A 19,000-nucleotide genomic window follows, 5' to 3' on the forward strand; every position below is an offset into this window, starting at 1 on the left:
GTTAATCGTCATGGCGCCATCTTGTTAAGCGGGGGGGGGGGGGGATTTTTACCGGCAGCTTCGCGTGCCGCAAGGGGAAGGACTATTGCTACAGGATAGCGGCCGATTTGATCTCGACCGCTACCGTTGACGACCGGAAGACGGCGATTAATCGCGCCTGTCGGCGTGCGGACCAAACGGTTTTAGTGGGCAATCGACGCCGTTTCCTGCTGGCCCCGCGCGCGGCCGCTACTGACCTATTGACACGGTGAAAGTGTGGCCACCGTGGACACGTGGCCATGAGTGAAACGGGCTTAGTTATTGGACGGTCGCCGCTGGCGACGGCCATGATGTCTACAAGCGCCGCTGGCTATCAGAAGGACGTTGGCGCCGGAACACTAATTAGAGGGGGTTAACCTGCGTCGGCACGTTAATGAAACCGTGGTCACCGGCTTGGTTTACGTTGGTAAGGCAACCAACTGTACCGGTATCATTGTCAGGTCGTGACGCGTGCCGCCTTGCGTGACCGCCATTTTGGCCTGTTCGGTAATCATCACCACACGCCCATCGACGGTAATGGCGGCACTCAGCAGAATACGGGCGTTGGTCTGGATATCCGAGGGGTTAAACGGCAACACAAAGCTGAACGGTGCCCGCTTACCCTCGGTACGCACGGCGCGTTGTGCGATAACCTTGGACAGGGGGTATCGGGGATAGTGGCATTGGATAGCGTTACCGTCAGCGCCGCGCCAGGCGGCAGCGCAATACGTTCGTGGATATAAACTGTACCGCTAAACCGCCGGATGGCTAATCGCGCCCTGTTGGGCGGTTCCCGGCGCTTTAAACGCGGGGATGGGAATATTGGCGCTTTTATCCGCGCATCCTGCAAGCGTAGCGCCCAAGGCGATACCCGCAACAATTTGCCAGAGTTTCATCTTTCGCTTCTTCTTATTATTATTTGCCGGACCTTCACCACCGTGAGTAATGTGGTAACGAATGCGATGGTGGTTCGCACCACCCAATCCTTTAATCATGGCACAAGATCCCGGAATTTTCCCCTCGCCGGGTTAAGGAGGATTTTCTCGCGCCAGCCCCACTTAGCGAAGTAAACGGCGGCCATAAAAAAGTGGGAGCACAAAGGCTCCCGCCAGGGGTGACCAGAACGACCGGCTCGCGAACTGGTCACCGCCCGATTAAGGGTTGTAGGCGTTTCCGCCGTGGCTGTTCACGTCCAGACCTTCGCGCTCTTGCTCTTCAGAAACACGCAGGCCTACCATCATATCGGCGATTTTAAAGCCGATAAACGCGACCACGCCAGACCAGATCAGACACACCACTACGCTTATAAGCTGTACCCAGACCTAATGTCCCATTGTGACGCCTTCAGCATAACCAGTGCCGCCCAGAGAGGCGGAGGAGAATACCCCGGGTCAGGAGACCGCCGACGATGCCGCAGACACCGTGTACGCCAAACACATCGCAAACGTCGTCCACCTTCAGCCATTTCTTCAATGTGACGACACCCCGCAGTCCCGCTACACCACCGACCAGACCAATGACCAGTGCGCCGCCGACGGTACCGGCAGCTGGGGTAATGGCGACCAGCCCGGCAATGCAACCGGAGCACGCCGCCCAGTAAAGAAGGTTTGCCGCGCAGCATCCACTCGACGAACACCCAGGAGAGGATAGCGCTGGCGGTCGCCATGACGGTGTTGATAAACGCCAGCCCGGCAATTTCATTGGCGGCGCTGGCGGAGCCGGCGTTGAAACCGAACCAGCCGATATAAAGGATTGCGGTGCCGGTAAAGACCATCGGCAAATTATGCGGTTTGAAAACTTCTTTACCAAAGCCGGCGCGTTTGCCAAGCAGGTAAGCGCCCACCAGAGACCGGCACTGGCGGCATTGATGTGCACCACCGTCCCGCCGGCGAAGTCCAACGCCCCAAGCGATGCCAAAAAGCCGCCCGCCCACACTATATGCATGCGCCATCGGTAGATAGGAGAACGTCAACCATACCACCACGAAAATCAACACCGCCGAGAAGCGGATATGTTCCGCCAGCGCGCCGTCGATCAGGCCAAAGGTAATACAGGCAAAGGAGCACTGAAACGCCACATGGATCAGCTGATAGAAACTGCCGGTTAGCGCGGTCACGCCGATACTTTTCAGCATAATCATGCTGAAATCGCCGAAGAAGGCGTTACCGGTGCCGAACGTTAACGAGTAACCATAAATCATCCACAGCACGCAGACCAGGGCGAAGCTGACCGCCACCTGCGTCCAGCATCGACAACACGTTTTTCCCGCGCAGCAGGCCGCCGTAAAAAAGCGCAATCCCCGGCAGGTTCATAAACAGCACCAGCGCGGTGTTTATCATCATAAAGGCGTTATCGGCCTTATCGGCCGCGGGTGCCGCAGCCATGGCCCAGGACGGCAAAAGGGCCGCAGCGCCAAGCGTGGTGAGTGAGACAAGTTTCTTCATTTTTTATTCATCCCTTTCTACAAATAGCGCATAACGTTAAAGTGCCGCTTCGTCGGTTTCGCCGGTACGAATGCGAATAACCCGCTGAAGCTCAGCAACAAAAATTTTGCCGGCGCCTATCTTGCCGGTGTAAGCAGCTTTGCTGATGACATCAGTCACTTCATCAAGCTGATCCTCGGCAATAGCGATGTCAATTTTCACTTTCGGCAGGAAATTCACGCTGTACTCAGCACCGCGATAAAGCTCAGCATGGCCTTTCTGACGTCCAAATCCTTTCATTTCAGTGACCGCCAGCCCCTGAATACCCAGAGAGGAGAGCGCTTCACGCACATCTTCCAATTTAAATGGCTTAATTACCACGGTTACCAGCTTCATATGTAATCCCACGAAAATTAAGTCCCAACTCGCGACCACTACGCCCAAGTAGAGCAAAGCATGTGCCACAAATGTTTTGACATAGAAATTTACCGTTAGCAGGCTATGCCTTTGGCACCTGCCCGTTGCAGGACAGTGCGCCGGAGTGAAAGGCAACGTTCAACGCAGCGGGAATGCACCAAACGGGTGTTCAATGCTAAAAAAGGGTGCGTGTATCACAAAAATGGCACATTCATGCTTATTCAGAGTGCGTATCGGGTATGGGCTCCAGACGACAGGAAGGTTAAGGGTGGAGGCCATCTATCGCCCGCCTGCCAAGAAAGCAGGCGGTAGCGGCGTAAGAAAGGGCGTAGACGGCGACGCGGCGCGCCAAAGCATATTCAGCCGGAACACCTGAGGCTCGTCGGCGTGCAGCGCCTGCCCCCCGCGCCTGCTGCAGCTGATACATTTGATAATAGCGGCCCCGCGACTGTAGCAACGCGGCATGGGTACCGCGTTCCAGCGCTTTCCCCCGATGCAGGACCAGGATTTGGTCCGCCTTGACAACCGTGGACAGCCAGCCGGTGGGCGATGACCAAAAGCGTCGTACGCCGGCGTAGACACCAGCTCCCGCGCCAAGGCCAGCAGTCGCTTTTTGCCCGACCGACATCGTATCGCCCTGCTCACCCAGTTCAGCATACAGAGCCCCCCTGGTAAGGCACGCACTAATGTTGCCAGTTGCACCTGTTCGAGCGCGCGCCAGACCTGATGCTCATCGAGCCCCCTCCAAGAGTCACGTTGGCATACACCGTGTCGGCCATCACGACCGGATCATCCTGCTGTAGCATTGCCACTCCCTGGCGCAATACCCGGTGGCTGAGCGTTTCAATCGGTCCGCCGTCCAACAACAGCGTTTCTTCGCTTACCGGGTAGTACCCCATTATCAGGCTACCCAGGGTAGCTGGTATGCCCTACCAGGGCAATAAAGCTTCTCGCCGGCGCCGTCAACGAAATGCGACGCAGCATCGGCGCTCCGCGATCATAGGCAAACTCGAGGTCGCGCAACGCAATGGCACCATCGTCGAGGAGACGATCATCCGGGCCATAGTGCTGTGCGGAACCATCCATTAATTCAAAGATTCGCTCACCTGCCACCACCGCTTGCTGCATGATGGACTGATGGGCTGTCAACTCAATAAGCGGCTCATTCAACCGTCTAAGATAGTTGATAAAGGCGTAAAGTACCCCCACGCTGATTGCTCCACGCGGGCTAAGCCCGAACAGCAGCATGCCGCACAAAATAAATGCGAATAGCAGGCTGAACATCGGGCGCAACAGGTAGCCCTCCAGCCGCAGCGTCGCCATACGGGTTTGAAAGTAGGCATAACTCGCCCGCTGAAGCTTGGCGCCGAAACGCTGCTGTTTACGGAACTCCTGAATGACGCCCATACCGTTGATGGCCTCGTTGAAACCCTCATTGATATCGGCGACATAGGACCGCAAACGCCAGACAATCGGCGTGCTGTAATGCTGATACAGCCACATCACCACAATGACCACCGGGTACAAAATCAGCGAGATACACGCCAGCCGCCAGTCCAACAAAAACAGCGCTACCAGCGTGGCGCCGATTAACGTCACGCTGCGCAGCACCGAAGCGACCACCGTGACGTACAGATCTTTCACCACTTCAGTATCGTTTGTGACCCTGGAAATAAGCTGCCCTACAGGCTGTCTGTCGGACACGCTTAACGGTTGGCGCAACGCGGCCGACAGTACCTGTAGCGTAAGAAAAATCGTCACCAGGCCGGCCACCATTTCAAACGGCAACCTTTTCTCCGGCAGAATATGATCGATGAAATAGCTTATCACTATCGGCCCGGCAACCTCCGCCGCCGCCAGCCATAGCATCATGACCGCCAGCGTTAAGGGCCGGCGGTACGGGCGGCCATAGGCAAGCAGCCGCTTAAAGGTGGGCCAGAGGCTAGTTCAGTTGCGCATCGTTCGTCTCCTTGGGGTGGGGTTCCTGTTCGAGCGCGGCTTCCAGCTGCTGATGGCGGTACATATCCCGGTACTAGCCAGGCTGTTGCAGTAGCGCTTGATGATCGCCGCGGTGGCCGATGCGGCCTTGTCTTAATACCAGGATCTCACTCGCACCCTGCAACACCGACAGCCAGTGGGCGGTGATGATAACCGTACGGTGAGCGCCAGCGCGGTCAAGGGCAGATCGTGAAAGCGTATCCCTCCCCTTCGGCTACGTCAAACTGCCGCAGGATTAGCGCCAGGAGCGTGCTTTTGCCGGCGCCGGTAGGTCCGCACACGCCCAGCATCTGCCCGGGAGCCAGCGTCAGATGGATACCCTGTAGCGCAGGATCCCGGGCGTGCGGATAACGAAACGCGTCCATCGCCACGCTCAGTGCTCCCAGTCCAACAAGGAAGGGATAAGGTGCCATCCACCACCTTGGGTCTTTCCTCCAGCGGCTGGCGAATACGGCTATAGGCTGCGCTACCGCGCTCGACAATGTTAAACATCCAGGCCAGGGCGAGCATCGGCCAGATCATCAAGCCGAGATACATGATAAAGCTGGTCAATTGACCGAGCGTCATAGCGCCGCGCATCACCAGCCAGCTGCTGCCGCCGCCCGCCAGTAAATTGGATAGCGCCACCGCCAGATAGATAGTCGGGTCGAAGCGGGCGTACACCCGGGCCACATGCATATTTTTGTCGCCGTCCTCCAAGGCGACGGCGGCGAAACGCGCTGACTGATGCTATTCCAGGCCGAAAGCCTTAATCATGCGGATGCTGGCCAGATTTTCCTGTGCCTGATTATTCAGCGAGGAGAACGCCGCCTGCGCCACGCGAAAACGCTAATGCAGGCGCTGTCCGTCCCGCTTGATAAGCACGGCCATTACCGGCATCGGGAGGAGGGCCAGTACGGTCAATTGCCAGCTGATTTGCAGACTCATCACCAGCAAAACCGAACACCCCATCACCAGTGAATCGACCAGCGTCAGCACGCCTTCGCCGGCGGCGAACACCACGCGGTCGACATCATTTGTGGCGCGCGCCATCAGATCGCCGGGGCGGTGGCGTAGATAAAAGCCCGGCAATTGCCGGCTGAGCAGATGATATAGCCGATCGCGCAGCTCCGCCGCCAGCCTATAAGCGGCGCCAAATAACAAAATACGCCAGACATAACGCAGTCCATAAACCAGCACGGCCGTCGCGGCCATTATCCCCAGCCACAGCGCCAGATGACGCCCCGTGGCCTGGCCCGCCACGACCCTATCGATGATAATACCCATCAGCCGCGGCGGCACTAATTGTAACAGCGCGATAATTATCAGCAGCGTCACAGCACCCAGGTAGTGCCGCCACTCGCAGCGAAAGAACCATCCTAATTGTGCAAATAATCTCACGAGGCGTTATTCCAAAAATATAAAAGGCAGTAGCGACGCGCCGGGCAACATTATTGCCGTATTATACCGTGATTAAGAAACTAATGTTGGCTTCAGGCCCCGCCAAAGACATCACCGGCGCCGGGTGCGACAGCGTCACCGGTTAATAAAGTCGCAGCAGATATCACCGATCGATAAAAAGGTAAAATACCCATGGAATGACCATTTAAAAGAAAAACAAAACCATTAAATAAATATTTAAGAGGAATATTTTTTACTAAAAGCGGTAATAACGTGAGAAAAAGCAAACTCTTTTCCCGCCGTTCCGGTTAAGCTATGTTTAGACTCATTATTAATGACTACAAGCATGTCGTCATGGGCAACACAGGCGGTAAACGAGATAGCGTGTGACTTTCAGCGCTCGGCGGATACCCATTTAATCCGGCTTACGTTGCCGGCCTTTCCCTATATTATTTTCTATCTGAAGGATGAAAGTACTTATCCTTCCGGCAGTTTGAAACACCAACTCGCCCGTTCTTTGTTTCTCTACGGACTGTGCAACAGCTGGATCCGACAGGACAGACCCGTTATCGAAGCGTCATCCGGTAGTACCGCCGTTTCCGAGGCATACTTCGCCCGCCTGCTGGGGTTGCCTTTTATCGCCGTGGTGCCGGAATGCACCGCACGGCGAAAAATTGAACAAATCGAGCACCACGGTGGCCGCTGCCATTTCGTCAGCCACGGCGGATTGATTTATGACGAGGCGAAACGGCTGGCGCGCGAGCAAAACGGCCACTATATGGATCAATTCACCTATGCCGAGCGGGCAACCGACTGGCGAGGGAATAACAATATCGCCGAAAGCATTTGGCGCCAGATGGCACGCGAACCCTTTCCACAGGCCTCCTGGGTAGTGATGAGCGCCGGCACCGGCGGCACCTTCGCGACGCTTGGACGCTATCTTCGCTATCAAGGCCACCCTACTCGCCTGATGGTCGTCGACCCGAAGAATTCGGTATTTCATGCGTTATTCCGCCAGGGCGGATCCTGACCTGACCCATAATCGGCCCAGCCGTATCGAGGGCATCGGCCGGCCGCGGGGGGAGCCGTCGTTTATTCCCGGCGTGATAGATGAGATGATGACCGTCCCTGATGGCGCCAGCATTGCCACGCTCGGATGGCTGGAGTCGCTGCTCGGCCACCGCCTCAGCGGTTCTACCGGTATCAATATGTGGGGTGCGCTGCAATTGGCCAAATAGATGCGTGCCGCTGGCGAAGCGGGAGCCATTGTCAGGCTTTTGTGCGCCGGCGGCGAATGCTATAGCGACACCTACTACTAGCCGGCATGGGTAAAGGAACATATCGGCGACATTCGTCCCTGGCAGACAGCGCTGGAAAATCTGTAACGTCACGCCGTCGTCGGATTCTTCGCCGCCCGCTACTGTTCATCCGCTGGCAGAGACAGTACCCCATATCCTTTGCCCTACAGAGTGAATGAAACAGATGAAACGAGCGGTGGTGGTGTTTAGCGGCGGACAGAACTCAACAACCTGCTTTATTCAGGCGTTAAGTCAGTATGACGAAGTCCATTGCGTCACCTTTGACTATGGCCAACGCCATCAGGCGGAGATCGACGTCGCCCGTAAACTGGCGATGCAATTAGGCGCCCGCGCGCATAAAGTGATCAATGCGGGACTGCTTAATGCGCTGGCGGTCTGCCCAGCACCTTTGTCCCCGGCCGAAATATCCTGTTCTTGACCCTGGCCGTTATTTACGCCTATCAGGTCAAGGCAAGCGCAGTCATTACCGGCGCTTGCGAGACAGATTTTTCCGGTTATCCCAATTGCCGCGATGACTTTATCAAAGCGTTGAATGCCGCAGTCAATCTCCAGATAGCGCGCGAACTGAGCTTCGTTACGCCGCTGATGTGGCTGGACAAAGCTGAAACCTGGGCGCTGGCGGATTATTACCACCAGTATCGATTGGGTCCGCCACGATACGCTTACCTGCTACAACGGCACCAAAGGCGACGGCGGCGGCCAGTGCGCGCGTGGGCTGGCGTTGTAGCGTGCGCAGCCCGAGGCGGTCGTGGCCTTGCTGAAAGCCAAAACCGGACTGCGTTAAGCGCAGCAGCCTCGCCATAAACGGCAGCGGCAGTCTGATGGCCCCAACGGCAATATCGCAGCTCTAAATCGTAATGAGGCGGCGCCAAGGGCGACAATTCCAGCGCTACAAACCGCAGCCAAGTGGGCTGAAAGCATTATAGGCACCCCAGCCGCATTAGGATGATACCGCCACCCCACCCCACGCCGCAGATAGCGGCGAAAATGCCTTTCGTGGACCCAAAGCACGTTGCGCTTACGGTCCACGCCCGCAGCGTCTACAACTTTAGACAATCTTCGAGCCGTGCCATCGCCGCCGGGCCGATGCCTTTGACCTTCTCCAGATCTTCAATATGCTCAAACGGCCCATGCTCTGGTCACGGTAGTCAATAATCGCCTGGCCCTTTTTAGGCCCGATCCCTTTCAACCCGTCCACCAGATCGTCCAGCGACGCGGTGTTGATGCTGATTTTATCCTCTTCTTCCTCCTCCTCCGTGCCGCCCGCCGCCGACGCAACTTCCTCTACAGGTTCCGGCACCCGCGGCGTTTCTGACGGCCCCGCACTCTCCGGTGTGTCCTGCGACCCCGTGTCGCCGGCGCGTTGTCTGGCTGCACCTCCTGGCGCTTTTCTCTCTCGCTTACCGCCTGGAGGCCTTTTACTCCCTGACAGGATAGGGCGCGCCGTAACGCTGGCGGTGGAACGCACGGGTTTTTCCTGCTTGATGTCCGGGGTGGTCGTGTCCGTGGTCTGGTAGTCCATCGGCGCGTGTGCCCCCTCCTGCTGCACCGCCGCCTCAAACGTAACGGGGGGGGGATCGGTCTGGGTAGCTTTATCAGCGGTAGCGGGTGCCATCGCCGCTTCGCCAGTGGCGGTGGTCGACGCCGCTTCGTCAGCCCCAGCCAGGGTGGCTCGCACCGGCCCGGCGCATTGCAGGGACAGGACGGCGATGAGGGTGAGTAACATTCTTGTCGAAATGGGTTGTCGCATGCTCTTTTCTCCATAGTCTTTTCCCGGCAGAGCATGCCTTGGTGTCTGGTTCACCGCTATCGCCCGCGGCGAAAACCGCAACAGGCCGCTTTTGCGGCCTGTTGGTGTTACAGAATTAACGGTGGAAGTGCGCTCAACGCCCCATTATTGCATCTGCGCCGCCGCGCCCATTTTAATTTTCGCCTCCGCGCGCAGGTTCGCCAGCAGCGCATCAAAGGCGACGCCGGTCATCCCCTGATTCAACTGATCCACAAACTGTTTGCGCTGCTGCTCGTCCAGCGTCCGCGGCGTCACACTGTCCAGCGCTATGAGTACGATATCGCCCTGAGCATTGCTGGCCATGCCGTAACTGCTCTTGCCATGGGGCGGCGGCACCAGCGTGAAGACGGTCTGCGCCAGGGGATCGCCCTGATTGGCGGAGTCGAATTGCTGCGGCGCGCTAAAGCTTAGGCCGGCCGCCTGCAGCGTCTCCGTGCCTTTGTCCTGCTTCAGGGCGACCAGCGCCTTTTCAGCATTGACGCGCGCCTGTTCCAGCGCTTTCGGGCGTTTGACTTCCTGTTCCACCCGCGCACGCACATCCTCAAGCGGCTGCACGCGTTCGGGACGGTGATCCGCAATACGGATGACAAAAGCGCGGTTGCCGTCCACCGTGATAACGTCCGAGTTGCTGCCCGGCGCCCCGTTGCTACCCAAAAGCGACCTCCGGAACAGCACCTGTTTCACCGCGTCGTAGTCGAGCGCCGCGGGCACGTCATCGTGACTAAACCAGTCGGTTTGCCGGGCCTTGATGCCGGTGGCGGTTTCCGCCGACGCCAGCGTCTCGTTATCGTTGCTGGCCGCATCGCTCACTTTTTGCTGCAGCGCATAATAGGCATCAATGGCTTTTTCCTGCTTCACTTTCGCCGCCACTTCGTCGTGGACCGCGCTCAGCGGACTGACCTGCGCCTGCTGCATATCGTCCAGACGAATGATAAGGAAGCCTACCGACGATTTGATCACTCCCGATAGCTGCTTTTTTTGGCTCAGGTCGGCCTGATTGAGCTCGTCGAGGGTATCGCTGTCGCTCATCCAACCAATATCGCCGCCGTTTTTCGCCGAGACGACATCAGTGGAATGAGCTTTGGCCAAGGCGGCGAAATCGGCGCCCTGCTGCAGTTGTTTCAGCCAGTCGTTGGCATCGTTTTCGTTTTTGCTTTGAATGATACTGTAACGTTTACGCCCGGGAACGGTGAACTGGTCGTGATGCTGATCGTACCAGGCCTGAATCTCCTGCTCGTCAACGGTGGTTTTCGCCTGCATCGCTTCAGCGTCCATCGGGATATAGCTTACCTTAAAGGCTTCCGGAGACAGGTACTGGTTCTTGTGCGCGTTATAGCTCGCCTGAATTTCATCGTCACTCGCGGTTTGCTTCTCTGTCAGCGGCGCGATAGCAAACGTTGCCAGACGCGCTTCGCGGGTTTGTACCGCCACCGCCAGCAGCCGGTAGGTTTCTGCCGGCAGCAGGAAACCGGTGCCGCCTATACCTTCAATCAGCTGCTGGGTAAGTAACTGTTTGCGCATCAGCGCGGCATATTGATCCGGTGACAGCCCCATGTTGCCGATAAGGGAGCGGAATTTGGCATTATCGAATTTATCCTCGGTGCGGAAGGCCGGGATGGCAAAAATAGCCTGTTTGATTTGATCGTCGCTGATAGCCAGTCCCAGCTTATCAGCGTACTGATCCAGAAGCGTTTCATCTATCAACTGCGAGAGCACCTGCTGGCGCATCTGGTGCATATAGCCTTCATTGGCCGCCAACTGGGAGAACTGTTCACCCATGGATTCCTGCTGGCGGTTACGTTCGTTCTGCACCGCTTGCTCCAGTTGCGCACGGCTTATCTGCTGACCGTTCACCTTGGCGGCGTAGTCGCCATCGCCGCCGATCAGATAGTTGCCTACCCCAGTCAGCACGAATGAAACGGCAATAAGCCCCAGAATAATTTTGAGCACGACGTGATTAGCGGCCGCGCGTAAATTGTCCATCATGGTGTGACAACACCCCGCTGTAAATGAATGAAACCTCTGCGCTGGTAAACGGTCTACCCGCCTGCCGCAGCTCTTGGGAGCCGCTGCGCGTTAACGCTAGTTATCTAACAACGCCAACCCTGCCTTGTCAGGCAATTCAGAAAAAAAGCGCATTTTGATGATGCGCCTTCTATTCTACCCTACCCGTTTGACTGCGTCAGGTATTAGTCGACACAGGCGAGAACGGGAAAGCCATCAGTTCACCGCGTCTTTCAGCCCCTTACCGGCACGGAAGCCCGGTACCTTGGCGGCGGCGATGGTAATTTCTTTACCGGTTTGCGGATTACGTCCGGTGCGGGCGGGACGCGCGCGCACGGTGAAAGTGCCAAACCCGACCAGCGCAACGTCATCTCCCTGCTGCAGCGACTCGGTAACCGAACCGATGATAGCATCGAGCGCACGTCCGGCAGCCGCTTTGGAAATATCAGCACCTGCGGCAATTTTGTCGATTAGTTGTGACTTATTCACTTTTTCATCCCCTCTTGAATTCTCATGTCGCGGCGGATTTTTCCTTAAACGCGACAGCGCAGCTGTTATATCAAACCCAGTATGTCGGAACAGACTGAACCTGCTCGCTGCCCCGACCCAACAGCTCACTAACTTAACGGTACAAAAAAAGGCTGGCAAGTCCGAAATGGCCTGCCAGCTCCTTTTTACTGGTTTATTTTGCATAAACCCCTTATTTTACAGTTTCGGGCGCCACTTCGATGCCGAAAAACGCATTCTGTAGCGCCAGATTCAGGACTTCGTCGATACGCTGTGCCGGATGAATGTCCAGATCGTTTATCACGTTGGGCGGCATATCTTCCAGGTCGCGCTTGTTCTCAAACGGAATCAGAACGGTTTTTATACCGCCGCGGTGCGCCGCCAGCAGTTTCTCCTTCAGCCCGCCGATGGGCAGTACCTGACCGCGCAGTGTTATTTCACCGGTCATCGCCACGTTGGCTTTGACCGGATTGCCGGTCAGGCAGGACACCAACGCGGTACACATCGCGATACCGGCGCTGGGACCGTCCTTGGGCGTGGCGCCTTCGGGCACGTGGACATGAATGTCCCGCTTTTCATAGAAATCGGGATTGATACCCAGCTTGTCCGCCCGCGCACGCACCACGGTCAACGCCGCCTGAATGGATTCCTGCATCACCTCACCCAGCGAACCGGTATAGGTCAATTTGCCCTTGCCGGGCACGCACGCGGTTTCGATGGTCAGCAAGTCGCCGCCGACTTCGGTCCACGCCAGACCGGTGACCTGACCGATACGGTTCTCGCCTTCCGCGCGGCCGTAATCGAAGCGCTGAACGCCAAGGAAATTCTTCAGGTTATCGGCGCTGATGGTGATATGTTTTGTGCTCTTGTCCATCAGCAGGGTCTTCACCGCCTTGCGGCACAGTTTGGAGATCTCGCGCTCCAAGCTACGCACCCCGGCTTCGCGGGTGTAATAGCGGATAATCCCCACCAGCGCACTGTCTTCCACCGTCAGTTCGCCTTTTTTCAGCGCGTTGCGCTCAAGCTGCTTGGGCAGCAGATGCTGACGGGCGATGTTGAGCTTTTCGTCTTCGGTGTAGCCCGACAGACGAATCACTTCCATACGATCAAGTAGCGGCGCCGGGATATTCATTGAGTTCGAGGTAGCGACAAACATCACATCGGAGAGATCATAATCCACTTCCAGGTAATGGTCGTTGAACGCCACGTTCTGTTCCGGATCCAGCACCTCCAGCAAGGCTGAAGCCGGATCGCCGCGCATATCCGAAAACATCTTGTCGATTTCGTCGAGCAGGAACAGCGGGTTTTTCACCCCGACCTTGGACATTTTCTGTATCAACTTACCCGGCATCGAGCCGATATAGGTCCGACGATGCCCGCGGATTTCCGCTTCATCGCGTACCCCGCCCAGCGCCATACGCACGTACTGACGCCCGGTCGCCTTGGCGATGGACTGACCGAGCGAGGTTTTACCTACCCCCGGCGGTCCCACCAGACACAGGATCGGCCCTTTGATTTTACTGACCCGGCTTTGTACCGCCAGGTATTCCAAAATGCGGTCTTTGACGCGTTCAAGCCCGTAATGATCTTTATCTAGAGTCTCCTGCGCTTTGACCAGGTCTTTTTTCACTTTACTGCGCGCGTACCAGGGTACCGACAGCATCCAGTCGATATAGCCTCGCACCACGGTCGCCTCGGCCGACATCGGCGACATCATCTTCAATTTCTGCAGCTCCTCCTCGGTCTTTTCCCGGGCTTCCTGCGGCATTTTGGCCGCCTCTATCTTGCGCTTCAGCGCTTCGTTTTCATCCGGCGCGTCATCCATCTCGCCCAGCTCTTTCTGAATCGCCTTCATCTGTTCATTCAGATAGTACTCGCGCTGGCTCTTTTCCATCTGTTTTTTAACGCGATTGCGGATACGTTTCTCCACCTGCAACAGATCGATTTCCGATTCCATCATCGCCATCAGGTATTCGAGCCGCTCGGTCACATCGGCCATTTCTAGCACCGACTGCTTGTCGGCCAGCTTCAGGGGCATATGGGCGGCGATGGTATCGGCCAGACGGGCGGCATCATTGATACTGTTTAACGAGGTAAGTACTTCAGGAGGGATTTTTTTGTTCAGTTTGATATAGCCTTCAAACTGATTGATGGCGGTCCGCACCAGCACTTCCTGCTCGCGCTCATCCAGCTCGGGTGCGTCGAAATAGTCCGCTTCGGCGCTGAAATGATCGCCGCTGTCCGACAGTTCTTTGATACGGGCGCGGGTCAACCCCTCTACCAGCACTTTTACCGTGCCGTCCGGCAGTTTCAGCATCTGCAGAATGGACGATACCGTCCCGACGGAAAAAAGATCATTGATGCCCGGCTCGTCGGTTGACGCTTCTTTTTGAGCCACCAACATGATTTTTTTACCACTGTCCATGGCTGCTTCAAGACACCGAACCGATTTTTCCCGGCCGACAAACAGCGGGATGACCATGTGCGGATAGACCACTACATCGCGCAGAGGCAATACGGGAATTTCTATGCGTTCGGAACGCTCAGCATTCATAGAGCTCTCTCTTAGTTTAGCTTCCGCCAGGTTTGTGGGATGCGCAAAACTCGGCTTTTGCCCGTTTCAACAATTAAGTATCTGAGTATATGGGGCCGAATCGCTTACATTCAACGGCAGCCGGTGATGACAAAACGGGGGATAAAATCCCCCGCCTGGGCGCTGTCACTCGGCGCGCACACCGCCCCACACCCCCGTTACTCGCCGGAGGCCTGCTGCGCTTCGTGCTTGCCGTAGATGAGCAACGGCTCCGACTGGCCGGCGATGACCGCTTCGTCGATCACCACTTTTTCCACGCTGTCCTGGGAAGGCAGTTCGTACATGGTTTCCAGCAGCGCGCCCTCCACGATGGAGCGCAGGCCGCGGGCGCCGGTTTTGCGCGCCATGGCTTTTTTGGCGATGGCGGTAAGGGCTTCGTCACGGAATTCCAGCTCTACGCCTTCGAGGTTGAACAACGCCTGATACTGCTTGGTCAGCGCGTTTTTCGGCGCGCGCAGGATTTGAATAAGCGCTTCTTCGCTTAATTCATTCAGGGTCGCGACGACGGGCAACCGGCCGATAAATTCGGGGATAAGGCCGAATTTAATCAGGTCTTCCGGCTCCACCTGCGCCAGCAGTTCGCTCTCGGTCACTTTCTCCGAGCTGCCTTTGACAGTGGCGCTAAAGCCAATACCGCGGTTAGTTTCGGTGCGCTGTTCAATCACTTTATCCAGACCCGCAAAGGCGCCGCCGCAGATAAACAGGATCTTCGAGGTGTCCACCTGGAGGAATTCCTGCTGGGGATGTTTGCGCCCGCCCTGGGGCGGAACCGCAGCCACGGTCCCTTCTATCAGTTTCAACAGCGCCTGCTGTACCCCTTCGCCGGATACGTCGCGAGTGATGGAGGGGTTGTCCGACTTGCGGGAGATTTTGTCAATCTCGTCGATGTACACAATGCCGAGCTGGACCTTTTGCACATCGTAATCGCACTTCTGCAGCAGCTTCTGGATGATGTTCTCCACGTCCTCACCCACATACCCGGCTTCTGTCAGGGTGGTGGCGTCGGCCATGGTGAAAGGCACATCCAGGAAGCGGGCCAGCGTTTCCGCCAGCAGGGTCTTACCGCTGCCGGTAGGTCCAATCAGCAAAATGTTGCTTTTACCGAGTTCGATGCCGTTATTGGTGTCGCCATTGCGCAGGCGCTTATAGTGGTTGTAAACCGCCACCGCGAGCACTTTCTTGGCCTTTTCCTGACCGATGACATAATCGTCCAGGTGGTGCCGGATTTCATGGGGCGTCGGTAGCGCGCTGCGTTCACGATGCGGGGCGACTTCCTTTATTTCTTCGCGGATAATATCGTTGCATAAATCGACACATTCATCGCAGATATACACCGACGGCCCGGCGATCAGTTTCCGTACCTCATGCTGGCTTTTACCGCAGAAAGAGCAATACAGCAGCTTTCCTGAACCGTCTTTGCGCTTATCTGTCATCAGTAAACCTCTTTCTTTCGTCTTTGTCCCGCGGGCCAATCAGGGCGACAACGCGACGGCTGAACTCAAAACTGGTCGCCGGAAGCGCTGATGCTTCCGCACGATGCACTACATTAACTATAGCCTATCGGATTCCGCCATTAAGCAATTACGTGCGCTGGATTAATACGGAATCCACTAATCCATAGTCTACCGCCTCAGAGGCGGAGAGGAAACGATCGCGTTCGGTATCCCGCTCTATTACTTCAAGAGGCTGCCCCGTATGTTTTGCCATCAATTCATTCATCCGCGCCTTGACCTTCAGGATTTCACGGGCGTGAATTTCGATATCGGTAGCCTGACCCTGAAAACCGCCTAGCGGCTGATGGATCATCACCCGCGAATTGGGCAGGCAAAAACGCTTGCCTTTGGCGCCGGCGGCCAGCAAAAATGCGCCCATGGAGGCGGCTTGCCCCATACAGAAGGTGCTGACATCAGGCTTGATGAATTGCATAGTGTCATAAATCGACATCCCGGCGGTGATCACCCCGCCCGGCGAGTTGATGTACAGGTAGATGTCTTTTTCCGGATTTTCCGCTTCCAAAAACATCATCTGCGCCACAATCAGATTCGCCATGTGATCTTCGACCTGACCGGTCATGAAGATAATCCGTTCTTTCAGCAGGCGCGAAAAGATATCGTATGAACGCTCTCCGCGTGAAGTCTGTTCCACCACCATCGGCACCAGAGCCATATGAGGTGCAAAGTTATCTTGTTCGCCACTGTATGACATTATTGTCTCCTAGAAATAAAGCTTTCAGCGCCTGAGTTTCCGATTTTACGTGAGGTGCGGCGTCATCTCCATGTCCTAAGAAGTCGCCGGTACGCTGAACGGTTTTCGGCCCGCATCCGCTCTGCGTGGCTTTCTCTTCCTTTTCCCTCTAATTGGGGGATTGTGGCGCTTTTTTCAAGGCCGCAGCTGTACTATTTCAGCGCCGGACATTGCCGGGTATTTTTGCGGCGCACCTTCTTTTTAACACTGCTTACCTGTTAAATATAGCGCTATTTATCACTGTCAATAGTATGAAAAGCTTATTTAAACAAAAAGCCTGCCACCGCAGGGTGACAGACTTTAAGGATGACGGCTTAGCCTAAGACCGCGCGCGGTCCGATGACGATGGCGCTTACGCCGCGCTCGGCTGCTTCATCAACTCATTGAAGCCGGTTTCTTTTTCTGTCACGCGGGCGCTGGCGAGCAGCGCTTCAACCGCTTGTTCTTCCAGCGCTACGTTACGCATGTTGTCCATCAGCTCTTTATTTTTGCCGTAGAACTCGATGACTTCTTTCGGATCTTCATAGGCGGACGCCATTTCTTCAATCAGCGAGGTGACGCGGGCTTCATCCGCTTTCAGTTCATGTTTGCGGATGACTTCGCCCAGCAGCAGACCGACCTTGACGCGGCGCTTCGCCTGCTCTTCAAACAGCTCGCGCGGTAATTCCAGCGCCTGTTTCTCGTTGCCGCCAAAACGCTGTGCCGCCTGACGTTTCAGCACGTCAATTTCACCGTCGACCAGCGCCGCGGGAACATAGATGTCGTTCGCGTTAAGCAGACCGTCGATAACCTGCGTTTTCACGCGGTTGCGCACGGCGTTTTTCAGCTCGCGCTCCATGTTTTTACGCACTTCAGCGCGCAGCCCCTCAAGGGAACCGTCAGCAACGCCGAAACGTTTGATGAAAGCTTTATCCAACTCAGGCAATTCGCGGTGCTCGACTTTTTTCAGCTTAACGGCGAACTTGGCGGCCTTTCCTTTCAGATTTTCCGCGTGGTAGTCTTCCGGGAAGGTGACGCTGATGTCGAAGCTTTCGCCGGCTTTATGACCGATGACGCCCTCTTCAAACTCGGGGATCATACGGCCCTGGCCCAGGGCCAGTACGAAGTCGGTGGCTTTGCCGCCGTCAACCGCTTCGCCGTCAATGGTACCCGTGAAGTCGACGGTGACGCGGTCTTCCGCACCGGCGGCATCCGTGGTTTCCTTCCAGTCGGCCTGCTGTTTTTGCAGCGTATCCAGCATGGTATCGACGTCGGTGTCTTTCACTTCGACATGCGGTTTCTCGACTTCGATGGTGTCCAGACCCGTCAGTTTAATTTCCGGGTACACTTCAAATTCCACCGCATAGCTGAAATTTTCACCGGTCTTGTATTCGCCCGGGACATAATTCGGCGCGCCTACCGGATTGATTTTTTCCTGGATAATGGCGTCGACAAAGTTACGCTGCATCAGGTCGCCCAGCACGTCCTGACGGACGGAGACGCCATAGCGCTGCGCAACGATATTCATGGGAACTTTCCCTTTGCGAAAACCGTCAATGCGGACTCTTTTGGCGACGTTCACCAATTCGCTTTTCACCGCTTCCTCAATCGTATCGGCGGCAACGGTAATGTTTACGCGGCGCCCCAGGCCTTCAGTGGTCTTAACAGAAACTTGCATCTCGTTACCTCAAAAAATCACAGTGCTCGATCAACGCCAGAAGCCGTTTTCAAAGAAGTGGTCATCCAGGTCCACTGACGTGAAAATGGCTTCTTTATCCGGGTGGTCTGAGGAATCAAAACCTGTTGCCAGTTGTCGTCAGGAGCATCCCGAATACCTTCCGGAAATATAAGACGCGGCATTATAGCGGGATAGGGTTTATGAGTCGAGGACGACCCGCAAATTGCGCGCTGCGGGGCGGAAACGTGGTCAAGAGAAACGGCAGGCGGGCCATCTCCCCGCCCTTCCGGTGCGTTGACCTTTGGCCGTTTACGGCTTAAGCAGTCAGGCCGGCGCCCCGGCAAGGGGGTGACGCCGGTACCGTATCTTGCAGCCCCTCCCACTCTTTTACGGTGTAGGTGTGCAGCGCCAGCGCATGGACAGGCCCCGCCAGTTCATCCGCCAGAACGCCGTATATTGCGCGGTGGCGGCTAAGGATACGCTCGCCGTTAAACTGATCGCTGACCAATATCACTTTAAAATGACTCTCAGAGCCCGCCGGGACGTTATGCCGATAGCTTTCGTCCACGACCTCCAAATACAGCGGAGTAAACTCTGCCCTGATTTTTGTTTCTATTTGCTCGCGCATCATCATCTTTTCTCCTCAACGCC

The 19,000-nt window shown here is 56.2% G+C and carries 10 protein-coding genes and 7 pseudogenes; 2 read left to right on the plus strand and 15 right to left on the minus strand.

Translation table 11 applies throughout. The features are described from left to right. Positions 1-352 precede the first annotated feature (352 nt). The 6 genes and pseudogenes from ACTBDU_RS05780 to ACTBDU_RS05805 all read right to left on the minus strand — a co-directional run bounded on the left by ACTBDU_RS05780 (position 353) and on the right by ACTBDU_RS05805 (position 6,523). Positions 353-914, minus strand: a pseudogene (locus tag ACTBDU_RS05780) (YbaY family lipoprotein). 258 nt (positions 915-1,172) lie between these two features. Then, positions 1,173-2,462 (minus strand): annotated as a pseudogene (gene amtB / locus ACTBDU_RS05785) (ammonium transporter AmtB). A 36-nt stretch (positions 2,463-2,498) separates the two neighbouring features. After that, positions 2,499-2,837 (minus strand): P-II family nitrogen regulator, encoded by a 339-nt coding sequence (gene glnK / locus ACTBDU_RS05790; RefSeq protein ID WP_438805838.1) that lies wholly within the window; start codon positions 2,835-2,837, stop codon positions 2,499-2,501. Between the two features lie 283 nt (positions 2,838-3,120). Next, positions 3,121-4,727 (minus strand): annotated as a pseudogene (locus ACTBDU_RS05795) (ABC transporter transmembrane domain-containing protein). 73 nt (positions 4,728-4,800) lie between these two features. Further along, positions 4,801-6,236, minus strand: a pseudogene (locus ACTBDU_RS05800) (ABC transporter transmembrane domain-containing protein). A gap of 92 nt (positions 6,237-6,328) precedes the next feature. Further along, on the minus strand, positions 6,329-6,523 hold the full coding sequence (locus ACTBDU_RS05805) for a hypothetical protein (protein WP_438805839.1): 195 nt from the start codon (positions 6,521-6,523) through the stop codon (positions 6,329-6,331). Between the two features lie 59 nt (positions 6,524-6,582). On the opposite strand from ACTBDU_RS05805, the pseudogene ACTBDU_RS05810 reads away from it, so the two are divergent. Further along, positions 6,583-7,621: pseudogene (locus tag ACTBDU_RS05810) on the plus strand (PLP-dependent cysteine synthase family protein). Positions 7,622-7,718: 97 nt separating this feature from the next. Beyond that, positions 7,719-8,282: pseudogene (locus ACTBDU_RS05815) on the plus strand (7-cyano-7-deazaguanine synthase). Between the two features lie 313 nt (positions 8,283-8,595). On the opposite strand, the gene ACTBDU_RS05820 reads toward ACTBDU_RS05815, so the two are convergent. The 9 genes and pseudogenes from ACTBDU_RS05820 to bolA all read right to left on the minus strand — a co-directional run bounded on the left by ACTBDU_RS05820 (position 8,596) and on the right by bolA (position 18,983). Beyond that, complete coding sequence (locus ACTBDU_RS05820; RefSeq protein ID WP_438805866.1) at positions 8,596-8,670, minus strand: hypothetical protein; 75 nt, start codon at positions 8,668-8,670, stop codon at positions 8,596-8,598. 32 nt (positions 8,671-8,702) lie between these two features. Continuing rightward, a pseudogene (locus ACTBDU_RS05825) lies at positions 8,703-9,305 on the minus strand (hypothetical protein); the annotation flags it as partial. 144 nt (positions 9,306-9,449) lie between these two features. Further along, a complete protein-coding gene (gene ppiD, locus ACTBDU_RS05830) occupies positions 9,450-11,330 on the minus strand; it encodes a peptidylprolyl isomerase (RefSeq protein ID WP_438805840.1) in 1,881 nt (626 codons plus the stop codon). Between the two features lie 234 nt (positions 11,331-11,564). Then, entirely contained in the window at positions 11,565-12,041 is a 477-nt protein-coding gene (gene hupB / locus ACTBDU_RS05835; RefSeq protein ID WP_438805841.1) for a nucleoid-associated protein HU-beta, read from the minus strand. Between the two features lie 7 nt (positions 12,042-12,048). Continuing rightward, positions 12,049-14,409: an endopeptidase La gene (gene lon, locus ACTBDU_RS05840; RefSeq protein WP_438805842.1), complete on the minus strand. Its 2,361-nt coding sequence runs from the start codon at positions 14,407-14,409 to the stop codon at positions 12,049-12,051. 197 nt (positions 14,410-14,606) lie between these two features. Continuing rightward, a complete protein-coding gene (clpX, locus tag ACTBDU_RS05845) occupies positions 14,607-15,881 on the minus strand; it encodes an ATP-dependent protease ATP-binding subunit ClpX (protein ID WP_438805843.1) in 1,275 nt (424 codons plus the stop codon). 148 nt (positions 15,882-16,029) lie between these two features. Next, entirely contained in the window at positions 16,030-16,653 is a 624-nt protein-coding gene (gene clpP / locus ACTBDU_RS05850) for an ATP-dependent Clp endopeptidase proteolytic subunit ClpP (protein WP_438805844.1), read from the minus strand. A 391-nt stretch (positions 16,654-17,044) separates the two neighbouring features. Next, positions 17,045-18,349, minus strand: coding sequence for a trigger factor (tig, locus tag ACTBDU_RS05855; RefSeq protein ID WP_438805845.1), 1,305 nt, complete (start codon positions 18,347-18,349; stop codon positions 17,045-17,047). A 316-nt stretch (positions 18,350-18,665) separates the two neighbouring features. Then, positions 18,666-18,983: a transcriptional regulator BolA gene (bolA, locus tag ACTBDU_RS05860; protein WP_438805846.1), complete on the minus strand. Its 318-nt coding sequence runs from the start codon at positions 18,981-18,983 to the stop codon at positions 18,666-18,668. Positions 18,984-19,000 lie beyond the last annotated feature (17 nt).

It is taken from the genome of Sodalis sp. (in: enterobacteria), assembly GCF_051710625.1.
Classification (GTDB): domain Bacteria; phylum Pseudomonadota; class Gammaproteobacteria; order Enterobacterales; family Enterobacteriaceae; genus JBPESN01.